The 15075-nt window shown below is 35.5% G+C and carries 13 protein-coding genes and 2 pseudogenes; 2 read left to right on the plus strand and 13 right to left on the minus strand.

Annotation, left to right across the window (positions count from 1 at the left end):
• Positions 1 to 302: 302 nt before the first annotated feature.
• From PLX19_RS19950 to PLX19_RS20000, 11 genes and pseudogenes are all read right to left on the minus strand, one after another.
• Positions 303 to 584, minus strand: a complete 282-nt coding sequence (locus PLX19_RS19950; protein ID WP_272190536.1) for a HesB/IscA family protein — start codon at positions 582 to 584, stop codon at positions 303 to 305.
• Positions 585 to 628: 44 nt separating this feature from the next.
• Positions 629 to 2389: an arsenical pump-driving ATPase gene (gene arsA, locus PLX19_RS19955; protein WP_272190537.1), complete on the minus strand. Its 1761-nt coding sequence runs from the start codon at positions 2387 to 2389 to the stop codon at positions 629 to 631.
• A gap of 18 nt (positions 2390 to 2407) precedes the next feature.
• On the minus strand, positions 2408 to 2767 hold the full coding sequence (arsD, locus tag PLX19_RS19960; RefSeq protein ID WP_272190538.1) for an arsenite efflux transporter metallochaperone ArsD: 360 nt from the start codon (positions 2765 to 2767) through the stop codon (positions 2408 to 2410).
• 65 nt (positions 2768 to 2832) lie between these two features.
• Entirely contained in the window at positions 2833 to 3237 is a 405-nt protein-coding gene (gene arsC / locus PLX19_RS19965; protein WP_272190539.1) for an arsenate reductase (thioredoxin), read from the minus strand.
• Positions 3238 to 3262: 25 nt separating this feature from the next.
• Positions 3263 to 4318: an ACR3 family arsenite efflux transporter gene (gene arsB / locus PLX19_RS19970; RefSeq protein ID WP_272190540.1), complete on the minus strand. Its 1056-nt coding sequence runs from the start codon at positions 4316 to 4318 to the stop codon at positions 3263 to 3265.
• A gap of 28 nt (positions 4319 to 4346) precedes the next feature.
• Positions 4347 to 4694 carry an ArsR/SmtB family transcription factor gene (locus PLX19_RS19975; RefSeq protein ID WP_272190541.1) on the minus strand — a complete coding sequence of 116 codons (348 nt, stop codon included), beginning with the start codon at positions 4692 to 4694 and terminating at the stop codon, positions 4347 to 4349.
• A 564-nt stretch (positions 4695 to 5258) separates the two neighbouring features.
• Positions 5259 to 5765, minus strand: a pseudogene (locus PLX19_RS19980) (glutamate synthase); the annotation flags it as partial.
• Positions 5766 to 5768: 3 nt separating this feature from the next.
• The gene (locus PLX19_RS19985; protein WP_272190542.1) at positions 5769 to 5921 is read right to left on the minus strand and encodes a hypothetical protein; all 153 of its coding nucleotides are present in this window, start codon (positions 5919 to 5921) and stop codon (positions 5769 to 5771) included.
• A 114-nt stretch (positions 5922 to 6035) separates the two neighbouring features.
• Positions 6036 to 6356, minus strand: coding sequence for an ArsR/SmtB family transcription factor (locus PLX19_RS19990; RefSeq protein ID WP_272190543.1), 321 nt, complete (start codon positions 6354 to 6356; stop codon positions 6036 to 6038).
• Between the two features lie 412 nt (positions 6357 to 6768).
• Positions 6769 to 8913 carry a DNA topoisomerase III gene (locus PLX19_RS19995; RefSeq protein ID WP_272190544.1) on the minus strand — a complete coding sequence of 715 codons (2145 nt, stop codon included), beginning with the start codon at positions 8911 to 8913 and terminating at the stop codon, positions 6769 to 6771.
• 250 nt (positions 8914 to 9163) lie between these two features.
• Positions 9164 to 10447 carry an aminopeptidase P family protein gene (locus PLX19_RS20000; RefSeq protein WP_272190545.1) on the minus strand — a complete coding sequence of 428 codons (1284 nt, stop codon included), beginning with the start codon at positions 10445 to 10447 and terminating at the stop codon, positions 9164 to 9166.
• A 123-nt stretch (positions 10448 to 10570) separates the two neighbouring features.
• Between PLX19_RS20000 and PLX19_RS20005 the strand changes: the two are divergent.
• Positions 10571 to 10993 (plus strand): annotated as a pseudogene (locus tag PLX19_RS20005) (hemerythrin domain-containing protein); the annotation flags it as partial.
• A 254-nt stretch (positions 10994 to 11247) separates the two neighbouring features.
• On the plus strand, positions 11248 to 11946 hold the full coding sequence (locus PLX19_RS20010) for a Crp/Fnr family transcriptional regulator (RefSeq protein WP_272190547.1): 699 nt from the start codon (positions 11248 to 11250) through the stop codon (positions 11944 to 11946).
• 95 nt (positions 11947 to 12041) lie between these two features.
• Here PLX19_RS20010 and PLX19_RS20015 read toward each other — a convergent pair whose 3' ends face one another.
• Both PLX19_RS20015 and nheC read right to left on the minus strand, forming a co-directional pair.
• A complete protein-coding gene (locus PLX19_RS20015; protein ID WP_272190548.1) occupies positions 12042 to 13514 on the minus strand; it encodes a protein adenylyltransferase SelO in 1473 nt (490 codons plus the stop codon).
• A gap of 306 nt (positions 13515 to 13820) precedes the next feature.
• On the minus strand, positions 13821 to 14969 hold the full coding sequence (gene nheC, locus PLX19_RS20020; RefSeq protein ID WP_272190549.1) for a non-hemolytic enterotoxin subunit C: 1149 nt from the start codon (positions 14967 to 14969) through the stop codon (positions 13821 to 13823).
• Positions 14970 to 15075 lie beyond the last annotated feature (106 nt).

A 15075-nucleotide genomic window follows, 5' to 3' on the forward strand; every position in this document is an offset into this window, starting at 1 on the left:
TGTTTTATCACAAGATGTAGTAGTATTGCACATGTCTTTGTTGCAGCAAGAAAACAGGCCGAAATTTAGCCTGTCAAACTCCTAAGTCAAGGGTATAGTCGAATTTTATAATTAATGATACAAATTTCTTCGTTGATATAAAAAGTATAACTTTTAAAAAGATGTTTGCAAGATGTAATAAATGGAACAGAGGTCATTGATAATTCGCGTATGTAACAAAGCATAAGTGAATATATAAATTCAGTTTAACTTTTCGATATCTAAGTCGCTGCTATGTAGAATACACCATGACTTGCACTCATTTAGCAACAATTCGATCCGCCACTAATCACAAGACCTGCACCTTGTTGATCTTCTGCATAGTCTAGTGTCAATGTATTTACAATTTCAATGACCTTTGGATCAATTGCAACTTCAATACCATTTACTGTTTCTGTTACATCATTTTCTTGCGCTTCTCCTAAATTAATACCGTAGCTTGGTCCACAACATCCAGCACCTTCAAATGTAAAGCGTAATGTTGACACACCGTTTTCCTTCATAGCATTTTCAATAAACTCTTTTGCTTTGTCTGTAATATCCATTTCCATTTCTCCCCCTCATAGTAATGTTACAACTTGAAACCTTTTTATTTTACTAATGCTTTAAGCTTCTCATATCCCACAATATCTTCCGATTGCCAAGGAATAATAACACAGTTATCTTTTGACTCTCTTTGAACCGCTTGAATCCACTGTACTTCAGACTGCGCTCTTCCTCTTAATACTGGATCACTTGTATGTGTTGCATAAAAACTTTGATTAATAACCCACCACTTTGGATTAATATCTGCACGTTTTAAGTCTTCTTGTAAGCGACTTGCTTCATGAACTGGTGTCGCTTCTGCAAGCGTTACAATTACAACGCTTGTTTCTTCTGGATTACGAAGACGTGGTAATAAGTTTTTCACAGACTGTGGCACTTCACCGGAAGAGCGTGCGATTTCCTTATGATACGTTTGTGCTGCATCCAGTAACAATAATGTATGGCCTGTTGGCGCTGTATCAATTATCACAATTTCATCATTTGCTTTCTCAACAATGTCGGCTAAAGCACGGAAGACTGCAATTTCCTCTGTACAAGGGGAACGTAAATCTTCTTCTAAATAAGCTAACCCTTCTTCATCTACCGTTTCTTTTGCTTGCTCAATAACTTCCTTACGATAATTTTCTACTTCTACCTTCGGATCAATTCGACTAATCGTAATATTTCCTTGTTCTCCATGCATGACATAATCAATATGGGCTGCTGGATCAGTTGTAGTTAAATGTACATGATGGCCTTTTTCAGCAAGACCAACTGCAATTGCCGAGGCTACAGTTGTCTTTCCTACTCCACCTTTTCCCATTGTAAAAATAACTCTTTTTCCAGTCTCAGAAAGATTCGCAATCAAATTTTGAAGAGAAGGTACAGCAACCTCTTGTTGTTCTTCATCTAGAATTGAAAGATTCTCTATTGGTCGAACCAATTTTCTCATATTCTCTATGCCAATAACATTAAACGGTACTAATGGAATTTCATAAGTTGGAAGACCTTTTAATTCTTCTGCCTTGTTTTCTAACGCACGTAATTGTCTCATAAACAATGCTTTTGAAACATCGTCATCTTGCACATAGTCTTTCAAGATGCCATTTACAAGTAGATATTGGTTGCTAACACCAATTTCTTTTAATTCTTTAGATGCTCGTTGCGCTTCTTGTAACGGAGAACTATCAGGACGTGTAACAAGCAACAACGTTGTTTGTTTCGGATTAGATAGCGCTTGAACCGTTTGACTATATAACTCTTTTTTATCACCAAGACCTACTAATGGCCCTAGGCAAGAAGCTCCATGTGTACTTTCTTCTAGGAATCCACTCCAAGCTGTTGGAAGCTGAAGAAGACGGAGTGTATGTCCTGTTGGCGCTGTATCGAAAATAATGTGATCGAATTTCGATGTTAATTCTTTGTTTGTAAGTAAAGTAGAAAACTCATCAAAAGCTGCAATTTCTACTGTACATGCTCCGGATAATTGTTCTTCCATTGTCGCAATTACTGTATCAGGTAATTTCCCGCGATATGGACCAACAACACGCTCTTTATATTCATGAGCCGCTGTTTCTGGGTCTAAGTTAGCCACTTGTAGATTCGAAACATTAGGAATGACTTTTGGTTTATTGGTTAGTTCTATTTCAAATACATCTTGCAAATTAGAAGCGGGGTCAGTACTAATTAACAAAACACGTTTCCCCATATCAGCTAACGTAATGGCTGTTGCACATGCAGTAGATGTTTTTCCTACTCCGCCTTTTCCAGTAAAGAATAAAAATGGTGTAAATGCCATTGTGCTTGGATTAAATAGGTTTGTCATTGCCTTTCACTTCTTTCTCTATTTTTTCACGTTTAACTTTAAACGTACGACTGGCTTTTGACTCAACTCTTCTTCTATTATACCTGTTAACTGTGCAAGTTCTTCATTTGTAAGATGGCTTTTTTCTTTTACTACTTTTCCATCTACTAAAGTTACAGGTAACACGTCTGGTCCTTTATCCATTAATAACTGACCAATAACACTGTTATTAACAAATGCATCTGGTTCACTGGCCAAATTATAGCGAGTAATATTCATACCTTTATTCTTTAAATTGTTTACAGCAACTGAAATACGAATTAATTCTGGATCAACACTTGGGCCGCAAACCCCAGTAGAGCAACACATTGCAGGATCAAAAATTTCAATCTTTTTCATCTCTGATTTCTCCCCTTCTTTACAAAATAAGCCGAGAATTTTTTCTCGGCTTATTTTGTTTTCAATTATTCTCCTGTCTCAGCAAATTTTTTAATACGTCCGCCAATCTCATCACGAACTTTTTGGAATACAGACCACTCTTGACCAGCTGGATCATCAAATCCCCAGTGAACTCGCGTTACATGTGGTGATGGTGTTGGACATACATCATTCGCGTGACCACAAAGTGTTACAACTAAATCTGCTTTGTCTAAAATGTCACGGTCAATGATATCAGATGTTTGGTCCGTAATATCAATGTCTACTTCTTTCATTGCTTTAATTGCATTCGGATTTACTCCGTGCGCTTCAATACCAGCAGAAAGTACATTCCATTTGTCACCTAAATATTTTTTCCCCCAAGCTTCTGCCATTTGGCTACGACAAGAGTTTCCTGTGCATAAGAAATAAATTGTTTTTTTGTTTTCCATGATAATTCCACCTTTTTATGAATGGTTATTTTGGTTGTGTTTGAAAGTATTTACGCTGGAACCAAAGCGCAACATTTACAAGTGCAATCATAACTGGTACCTCAACTAAAGGTCCGATAACTGCAGCAAACGCTGCACCAGACTGGATTCCAAATACACCTACAGCTACAGCAATCGCTAATTCAAAGTTATTACTTCCGGCTGTAAATGCTAATGTTGTTGATACCCCATAACTTGCACCGATTTTTTTGCCCATAAAGAAAGAAACAAAGAACATCACTACAAAATAAATGAGTAATGGAATCGCAATACGTACAACATCAAATGGTACGCTAACAATCACTTCTCCTTTTAATGAGAACATCACAATGATTGTAAATAATAATGCGACTAATGTAATTGGACTAATCTTTGGTATGAATACTTTTTCATACCATTCTCGTCCTTTCGTTTTTACAAAGATAAAACGTGTTAATATTCCTGCAATGAACGGAATTCCTAAATAAATAAAGACTGATTTTGCAACCTCTGCCATTGTTATATCTACAACAGCTCCTTCAATTCCTAACCATTCTGGAATGACTGTTACAAACACATACGCGTATACTGAGAAAAATAACATTTGGAATACAGAGTTAAAAGCAACTAACCCTGCCGCATATTCTGTATCACCTTTCGCAAGGTCATTCCATACAATCACCATCGCGATACAACGTGCTAGACCAATCATGATTAATCCCACCATATATTCTGGCTTATCCGGCAAGAATATAACAGCCAAAGCAAACATCAGAACAGGACCAACAATCCAGTTTTGTACCAATGATAATACTAATACTTTAACATCTTTAAAAACGCGCCCCATCTCTTCGTAGCGAACCTTTGCTAATGGAGGATACATCATTAAAATTAACCCAATCGCAAGTGGTATAGAGGTTGTTCCTACTTGTAAGCTATTCATTCCCTCAACAAATCCAGGAGATAGATAGCCAACTCCAATTCCTACTGCCATTGCAAGAAAAATCCAAAGGGTTAGATATCGATCTAGGAAAGACAGGCGTTTTTTCCCCGTGTTGCTCATCCTTCTCACTTCCCTTTCTAACTATTTATTAACAACCACACCGAAGTGTGGGATTACTCTTCTCAATTTGTTTAATTTTCTCTGTTTGATCTGGCACATGGGCTAAAATATCTTCCAACAGCGTATATAAATCACTCGCCTGATTTAAAGAGTAATAAATCCATTGACCTCTACGCTCTTCTTGCACTAAACCTAAATCCTTTAACTTTCGAAGATGTTGACTAATAGAAGGTTGACTCATATCAAATACTTCAAGGAATTCACAGACACAACAATCACGTTGTTTGAGAATCGATACAATCGTTAATCTTGTTTTGTCTCCTAATAGTTTCAATAATTGAGATGCTCTTGTTAATTCTATAACTGTTTTTTCCATTCCCACACCTACCCTTTTATAGTTAAATAAGCATATACTTATATGTTAAGCGAAAATTAAACATAATATCCGTATATGAATTAAAATGTTAATGTTCTTCCACCTACATAAGTATATAATTAATTGCTTATATAATCAATTGAAAAGCTCCTTCACAACAGAATTTTCACACCAAAATCCATAAGGTACTATATGTATTGCTTGGCCTAGAATTACTATATTCTCCACGTTTAAAAGATATACATAGAGAATAAGAATTCAATTCCTAAACTTAGTCACCTAATTTAAATTAAAATCCATTTTCAAATAATATAATACTTATATTGTCTCTACTCTATAAGTATTATATTATTTGATCTTCTTGGTACTTTAATAAGGGAGCATTTATTTATTCTACGGAGATTAATCTCTCCATAACCATGATATCAACATACTTTCCATCTAATATCCCTTGCTTTTCAAGTTACCTGCATGATTAATAACCATCAAATAGCCTTCTCTCTTTAAAATTAATATTCATAAAGAGGAAGAGTGTATTTTACTCCCCCTTAATAATTACTTATTTTAAGAACAGGAATTAGCACCACAACATGAATCATCTACTCTATTAGATTTTAAATTTACACTACAACCCCCTGTTTCCGGCAAATCAAGTTCCACCTTTTCAGCAGCCTTATAGTCTCCAGTAAGATAAGCAGTAATCAATCTAACTTGCTCATAACCTGTTGCCATTAAAAATGTAGGTGCTCTTCCATAACTTTTTGAGCCTACAATATAGAAATCCTTTTCTGGCTGTCGAAGCTCTTTTTCACCGTGTGGGCGAACTGTACCACAGCTATGAAGGTTTGGATCAATAAGTGGAGCTAATGCTTCCACACTTTCTGTAGCGGGATCAATAGAAGTACGTATTTCGTCTATCATTGATAAGTTAGGACGATTACCTGTATTTACAATCATCTCATGGACATCAGTAATTTTTATTTCTTGTTCTTCTTGATGACCCACAATATCCATTCCATCTTTTGTTCTAACTACGTATTGAATTTTATATGGTGTGATTACTTCCACGTTTCGCTAAGTGTGCTGCTGCCGCCAGTCCCACAGGGCCTCTCCAATAATCGCTATTGGTAACCGCATCAACCTCTGCATATCAATATTGTTTTGTAGCGATTTGTTTTCCGTTCCACAACACTCTTGTACCTTGAATGGAATCTGAATAGTTTTCATGAAAAATCCCCCTTATTTTCTCAAAAATCATTAAATGTAAATCGTTTATCCAATTAGATACATCAAAAAAATTGATTTAAAGCCTATAAAGCTGCTATTTCGTCCCATCAAAAATTATGACATAGGACGAAAGGTACAGCATAATTGCTCAGATAATAGTGCATCAACTTCTTTTTTATTGATGTTATAATAACTCCACGTTCCTTTTGTTTCTTTGGTAATAAGGTTCGCATCAAGTAAAAGTTTTAAATGATATGAAAGCTTCGATTGTGGTAAACCAAGAACATCTGTTAAATCACACACACAAGTTTCTCCGCGTTGACATAATTCATACAAAATATGTAACCTTTTTTGATCTGCCAATGCTTTAAACTTCTTTTCATATATTTCAAAAGTTTGAGTAGTTGATTGATTATACAATTTTATTTCTTTCATGGTGGTTTCCTTTCATCAATTTTTTTTGATTTATTAGTTGTAAAAGTATTAATATATAAATTAAATTAAAAAGACATTTACTAAAATCATCCGTAAATGTCTTTTTATTATTAACGTACACCATTACTAAACATCTATTGATTAACTTTATTCGCACCGTAGAATTATTTATAAAATCAAACTACTGGCTAAATTTATAAATTGGCCAATCTTAATAGCAAGTTGGAACCCACTTTCCGCGGCTGAATTAATGTCCGTCAGAGCCGTTGTTGCTCTTCTAAGAAGAGAGGGTTTCGCCGTCTGACCTTCCTCGATATTCTGTACCACTTCTCAAACAAAAACTATATCATCTTCTTGAACACCTTTGTTGTCATTTCACATCAGTAAAGGACTTTTTTATTTGTTGACAATCTCACTTCTCAAACACAAAATTAATCTTATTATCTTTCCACTCTAACTTCGCGTCAAACGTTTTATCGTTCTTCTTAAAGCCTTTCATTAATTCTGTTTGTTCACCTTTTAGTAGCTTCTTCATATTCTTTTGCGAAATCGTTTTTCCTAATATTTTCTTTGAGATTGTAAAATCACATTTCGTTGTATTATAGTTCGAGCATCCATAAAAAGTAGATTTATCAATGACATCTCCATCACATTTTTTACATGTTCCCACCTTTTTACCAACTGTAAATTTTGAATTGGAGCGTTCAATCGATTCTACATGTAATCCCGTAAAATCCCATTTCTCAGACATTTCAATTGCATCTTCAATAATTTTTGCTGAGAGCTTTTTTGTTTGTTCCATAAATGTAGCTGGTGACGCTGTACCTTCTCCTATTTCTGCAAGGCGCTGCTCCCATTTTGCTGTCATTTCTGGTGAAGCTAATATTTTATCACCAATTGCAGTTATGAGTACCTTCCCTTTATCAGTGGCGTACACTTGGTTTTTCTTTACCTCAATATACTTTCGATCTTTCAGCATTGTAATAATACCAGCCCGGGTTGCTTCTGTCCCTAAACCTTCTGTCTTTTTCAAGACTTTTTCAAGTTCTTCATTTTCTAAATACTTCCCAGCCGTTTTCATTAACGTAATAAGCTGACCTTCTGTATATCGTTTTGGCGGCTGTGTTTTTCCTTCTTTCACTTTCACCTTAACAACTTTACCTTGTTCTCCTTCTTGTACAATAGGAAGAATTGCTTCTTCATCTTTATCATCTTGAAAAATGACTTTACGCCATCCTTCTTGAATTTGCTGCTTTCCTTTCGAAACGAATTCAGCACGACCATCAACAAGTGTTGTAATTGTAGTGTAGTCAAAAATCGCAGCTTCATAATGCGCTGCAATTAATCTTCTTACAATCATATCGTAAATTTTTCTTTCATCGCCTGATAATTTATTTGGATTCGTTACTTGTTCTGTTGGAATAATTGCGTAGTGATCTGTAACCTTCTTTTCATTTACATAACGCTTATTATTCATAATAGAAGGAATTGGCGCTGGCAATACATCCTTATATTCTTCAAACTGACTTAATTTCTGTAAAATATCAGGAAACGTAGCAGCCTCGCCTTCTGTTACATAGTTAGAATCCGAACGCGGATACGAGACAATTCCTTTTTGATATAATGCTTGTGTTATATCAAGTGTTTTCTTTGGCGAAAATTTAAATGCTTTATTCGCTGTTGCTTGTAACGATGACAAGTTAAATAAAAACGGCGGCTGAAACTCTTTCCGTTCTGTTTTCATTTCTTTCACTTCAGCCGGTTTATTTTGACAAAATGCAGCAATTTTATTTGCCATATTTGGGTCCTTTAGGCGTGACTCATTATCTTGTTCCCACTTACCTTCATATTTTTTTCCTTCTATACTAAAGGTTGCGAACACTTCCCAAAATGGCTCCGATTTAAAGTTTTCAATTTCTTTCTCACGTTTCACAATTAATGCAAGTGTTGGAGTTTGAACACGCCCCGCAGAGAAAACATCATTCATTCCTTTTTTCTTTAGTAAGATGCTAAAAACACGAGAAGCATTCATCCCAACTACCCAGTCGGCACATGACCGTGTGTATGCTTCGTAATAAGTATTCACCGTATCAGCTTCATCAAGTAAGCTTTTAAACCCTTGATAAATTGCTTGCTTTGTTAAAGAAGAAATCCAAAGGCGTTTCATCGGTTTTTGTACGTTACAAAGATTAATGATATTCCGTACAATTAATTCGCCTTCGCGCCCAGCATCTCCCGCATGAATAATTTCCGTCACTTGCGGATTATGTAACAGCTGTTTCACAACATTAAATTGCTTATACTTTGACTTTGTTACTTCAAACTGAAAATGTTCTGGAATCATTGGCAACGTATCTAATGACCATTTTTTCCACTCTGCATGATAATGTTCCGGGTTACATAACTGCGTTAAATGACCAATTGCCCATGTACAATAAGCCCCGTTCGGAAACAATTCATTCGCCTCTACTTCTAAATAGCCATCTTTCCGCCTGTATTTAAATTGAGAAACAAGCGCCAAACCTTGATCTGGTTTCTCGGCAATAATTAATTTCATTTTAAAACTCCCTATCTACATTCCAGTATTGCTTCAATAATATCTCTTTAAATTCCATATAAATTCTTTAAAGCCTTCACAAATTTTCATAAATAATTATAACCTACAATCTTGTATACTCTACTCTAGACTTTTAATATTATACGCTCAATTTTAGTACCTTCACAATAGGAACTCATTATATAACATACTACTTAAATTCTAAAACAACATGAAAAAAGACGCCTCACATTAGGCGCCTTCGCTCTTCTTATTTTACAACGATCTGTCTATCCTTCACATTTGGGTTGTATACTCTCATGAAATCCTCAATCTCTTCAACCGTTCGGATTATGTCCTTTGATAGATTTTCATATCCATTTTCGGTAACAAGAATATCATCTTCAATACGAATTCCAATTGCTTCTTCTTCAATATATAGGCCGGGTTCCACTGTAATGATCATGCCAGCTTCGAGCACTCGATCTTTGTACGAACCTACATCGTGAGTATCTAAACCGAGGAAATGGCTGACTCCATGGTAATAATAATTGGAGAGTTCTGAGTCTTCTTGGATTAAACCAATTTTCTTACATTCTTCTGTGAACACCTTTTTCGTATGTTCATTTAACGCAGAGAATTTTAATCCAGGCCTCATAAGCTCAGTTGTTTCCCTCAACGCCTTTAACACAATATTGTAAATCTGTTTTTGGCGATTCGAAAATGTTCCGTTCGCTGGGAATGTAAAGCTAATATCAGCATTGTAGTAATCCTTTTGAGCTCCAAGATCAAGCAGCACTAAGTCACCTTTATTAATTTTAGAATCATTGTCTTCATAATGCAGTACCGTTGCATTTTTCCCACCTGCTAAAATCGTATTAAATGCAAGATTCTTAATACCAGCTGATTTTAGTGTAAAATCAAAATGGGCTTCTAATTCATATTCCATCTGGTCCTCTTTCGCATGCTTAAGTACATTGTAAATACCTTCTTTTGTAACCATAATTGCTTCTTTTATTTTTTCAATTTCTTCATCTGTTTTAAATACGCGTAATTCAGAAATATTCGGATAAACGTTACCGATTGTAAGGTGTGGATAACGTTCCCTTACCTGTTTGGCGAATGTTAATGTCCGTGTCTCTGTCCCTGCCCACTCACGACGTTCTAAATCTAAATACACGTGCTGAACTTGTTCTGTAAAAAACGTTCTCTCTATTGATGATTCAAAACTGTCTAAGTACACAACCGTTTTTATCCCTGAAATAGCTTCTGCTTCTTCTTTTGAAATTGTTTTGCCTACCCATTTTTCAAGAACCGGATCTGCCTTCTCAATAAAGAGCATTTCTTCTACTGTTTCACCTACTTTTTTTAACACAAAAATAACGTTCGCCTCATCAATACCGGTCATATAATAGAAGTTTCTGTTTGGCACAAATTTATAATGGTAATCAGCCGACTTATGAGGCGCCTGGCCAGCAAATAGAATGGTAACAGATTCATCCGGCAATGTTTCTATTAATCTTTTTCGATTTCCAATAAAAAATGATTGTTTCATAACAATCCCCCTTAAGTTTTATCAATCCCCTCAAAACTGTCTATCCAGTTTATTTCATTGTATTATTGTTATAATTTTCCGTCAAATAAACAAATACATTTCACTCTATGAAAATATCGTTAAAATGAAGAATTACCACAGTTAAGTCCATATGTAACAAAAGTATTTCGAGTTCATGGATCAAAACAGCCTCATTTAGCTCAAATTCACAAGCTATTCCATGAACTAAAAACTGAATTAGAACAGCATATAATAAAAGAAGAAACAGAAGATTTCCCGTTGATTTTAGCATTTGAGAGAAATCCAACTGATGAAAATTATACGAAATTGAGCAAAGCGGTAGAACAACTGGAAAGTGAGCATAGTCATGCTGGTGATATTATAAAAGAACTTCGTAACATTACGAATGATTTTACTCCTCCAGAAGGAGCTTGTGGTACTTATCGCCTTGTCTATCACCGACTTGCAGCACTTGAATCCGATCTTTTCCAGCACATTCATCTACAAAATAATATTTTGTTCCCACGTGCAATTGCACAGGCTTAGGTAAGTCTATATATATCAAATTAAGGCTCAAAAAAACATTTTTTGATTTTGAATAAACTCTTAAATAGATTCCGCTTATACGTAAAAAATAGAACATAAGCACTTTTTGCTCATGTTCTATTTCTTATGTACTTTTTCTGTTACGGATAAAAGTTTCACTTTATCACAAATATGATTTTTATCACTGCTTCATTTAAAAATTTGGTATAACTTTATTATATAGATATGACTGGAATTATTAAGGAGTTGTGTATATGAAAGCAAAAATGATAAAAAAACATTTACAGGAAGTCCCTCTCTTTAAAGAACTTTCAGAAGAAGAACTTCAGCCTATTGTAGATATTTCACAATTACGAATGTATAAGGAAAAATCATTTGTATTTATGCAGGGCGACACACTTGATCGCGTGTTTTTTATCCACTCTGGTAAAGTCAAAATTCAAAAAACAGATGCCACTGGAAAAGAGCAAATTGTTTCAGTACTTCAAGCTGGAGAAATGTTTCCTCATGCTGGCTTTTTCCAAAAAGGCACCTTCCCAGCACATGCTGAAATACTTGAGACTGCACAATTGATCGTTACTCCAATCGCTGATTTCGAGAAAATTTTGATTCAGCATCCTGAATTATGTATTAAAATGTTTAAGGTTCTTGGAGAAAAAATTGTGGATCTTCAGAACCGATTAGAAGAACAAATTCTTCACGATACTTACGAACAAATTATTATGTTATTACTCCGTTTATGTAAGTCCAATGGTGTAGAAATGAATGGTACATACACATTAACGACACAGTTTACGAATCGAGAACTCGCCAATATGATTGGAACATCAAGAGAAACGATTAGTCGCACAATTAATCAGTTAAAAAGAAGGGAATTAATTTCTGTTGATGAAAACGGTTGTTTCATTATTATTCCAGACAAATTAAAAGCAGAGATTTGTGACCCCTACTAAAAACAAATTTAAAAATGCTACCTCAAATAAAGAAGTAGCATTTTTTGTACAATTCGTAAACTATCTTGTAAAAAGCACTATTCCTAATGCTCCTATCAAGTACCACAATACGTTCGGTAAGCACAGGCTGATGGTTCAGGTAGCGCCGTATACTCTTCCTGCTTAGGTGAGTACGCGTAAGGATTGGAAAGGACATTAAGAAGGCGCTCCATCACGCTATAATCCTCATGCTTCACTGCAGCTTCTAATGCTTCTTCTACCCTGTGGTTCCGAGGAATAATCGCCGGATTGCTGTTTCGCATCAATATATGTGAGGACTCTTTAGATTCTTCCTGTCTACCGAGTCTTTCCTGCCACCGTTCATGCCACTGGGCAAACTCTGCAGTCTCAAACAAGGCCATGTTCTCAAGCTTATCAACAGTTAATGCCCGGAAGGTATTCGTATAATCCGCTTGATATTTCAGCATGATCGTAAGGAAATCTTCAATAAGGGATTTATCCTGTATTTCTTCGTTAAATATCCCCAATTTCGCTCTCATTCCCGCAAGCCAGTTCGCATTATACAAATCGTTAAAATTTAAAATGGCATCCTGAGCCATTTTAATAGCCATTTTATCATCGCTGTGAAGCAATGGTAGTATACTTTCAGCAAATCTCGCAAGATTCCAGCCTGCCATATGCGGCTGGTTACCATAAGCATAACGCCCTTGAATATCAATGGAACTAAATACTGTTGCCGGATCATAAATATCCATAAACGCACAAGGACCGTAATCAATTGTTTCTCCGCTTATAGTCATATTATCAGTATTCATCACCCCATGAATAAAACCAACTAGTTGCCATTTCGCAATCAGCGAAGCTTGACGCTTAATTACTTCCTCAAGCAAGAAAAGATAGGGATTTTCAGCTACATCACCGCCTGGATAATGTCGATCTAATGTATAGTCAGCTAACATTTGGAGTTCTTCAATAGTCCCCCACTGAGCAGCATACTGAAAGGTGCCAACGCGCAGGTGACTTGCAGCCACACGAACGAGAATTGCACCAGGCTGTTCCGTTTCACGGATAATTGACTCACCAGTTTTCACTACTGCCAGACTGCGGGTCGTAGCAATTCCAAGCGCATGCATTGCTTCGCTAATAATATATTCACGTAACATTGGTCCTAATGCTGCTCGTCCATCTCCTCTGCGAGAGTATGGCGTACGGCCAGAACCTTTCAGATGAATATCAAACCTCTCATCTAAAGAATTAATCTGCTCGCCAAGTAGCAAAGCTCTACCATCCCCTAACCTGTTAAAATGCCCAAATTGATGACCTGCATATGCTTGAGCAAGAGGAAACGCACCTTCAGGAATCCTATTTCCTGCAAGTACTGCTACCCCTTCATCACTTTCTAATTCCTCGGCATTTAATCCCAATGATGTTGCCAACGGATGATTGAGAATAACCAATTTCGGTGAGCAAACAGGCGCTGGACTAAGACCCGAAAAAAACGATTTCGGTAGACGGGCATAACTGTTATCAAAGTTCCATCCTGCTTCTATTCTTTCTTTCTTCGTCATCGTATCACCGTCTCTTATCTTTTTTATATCAGACAAAATTTAAATGGAGTAATAGTTATGTATTTCTACATCAATACAAAGTAATCCCCTTTAATGTCTACTTCTGCTATTTTATTATACCCTTTCTATAGAAATAAGGAGGAGGCAAATCATGTTTTATCCTGCATAACCATACTTTATATATAAATTTAAATAAGTTTATGTTTTTACAAACAGATTTGGATATTGAAGTGCATCTCTATAAAAAAACATACAACCTTACTAACAAATACAAGGTTGTATGTTTTTAATATTATTTACATGTATTCAGGTGCAATCCGGTCCGATTTGTATATTCCGTCTTATTGGTTCTCCTATTTGTACATTCTCTTCATTTTGTGCAGTCTTAGCACCTTCATATAATTTATCCGCATAATTTTTAAGGTCTTGCCAATTATCCTTCGCTGTATCCAGATCTGCTGTTATCATAAGAGCAAGCAGGTCTGGGCTAATTTGGTCAACACTTTTAAGCAATGATTTATATTTGACCCCGATTACATCCCACTGAGTCTTTATATTTTCAAGAGCAGTAACAGCTGTACCAACTGTTGCAGCCATATGTTCCGTTTTATTTTTGGCATCAGTCAAAATAACTACTTCTGCCTCTGCTCCAGAAATTCTGGACTTTAATTGTTCTATTTCTTGTTGTGCAGATGCGATATTCTTGTCAGTAGTGACAATCAGTGGTATACCAATCGGAGGCATAAATACAGATAAAGCTATATAGCCACCACGTTTATCATAGTTTTCTTTAATTGTATTATTACAATTCTCAATTCGTTGTTGTAGAAGCGGAATACCAGCGTTCGTACTTTCTAGAATATTCTCCAATTGATTGAAATCTTCTTTGAAATTTCTTGTATTTTCTGCTATTTCACCTTGAAAATTTTTCAATTTTTCTAACAGTACATCTAATTTTTGACTATTGTACAAAATACTATTGTACAAATTTTCTAGTTCATATTTTAATTTCTCTGTATCTTTTTGCTCTATAGCAGTTAGTAAAAGCTTATAACTTGCTTGAAACGTATCATTATAGCTTACAATATTCTGATGCGTGTACATAATACGAGTTTTAAAATACATGAGCCAAAAGTCGGCTTTCCCTATTGCATCCTGTTGATGCTTAATCATGTTTGCTTGTAAATCACCATTTATAGAACTTATTTTACTTAAATCTGTCAGCTGTTGATTACTGATTGTATTGGCATATGAATCCATTGTAAGGATATTTGCCACCATTTTTCCCATTACTTCTTTAAATTCACCAGGACCAAGGGAATAGTTCTTCACACTTTCTTGCTGTTGGGACACAGTTTGTTCTGCTGCCAAAGTATGAAGTGGAATTACATTACTCGCTGCCATTCCCGTAATGATTGTTGACAAAATAATTTTCTTATATAAATTCTTATTCATCTTTTTCACCTACTCTTTCACATGCATCACATATTTTATTAAATTCATAAGCTTCTATTCTTTACTTCAAATGAATTATGATTATTGCAAATAAAACAACATATTA

The organism is Bacillus sp. BP-3 (assembly GCF_028401955.1).
In the GTDB taxonomy this organism is placed as follows: Bacteria; Bacillota; Bacilli; order Bacillales; family Bacillaceae_G; genus Bacillus_A.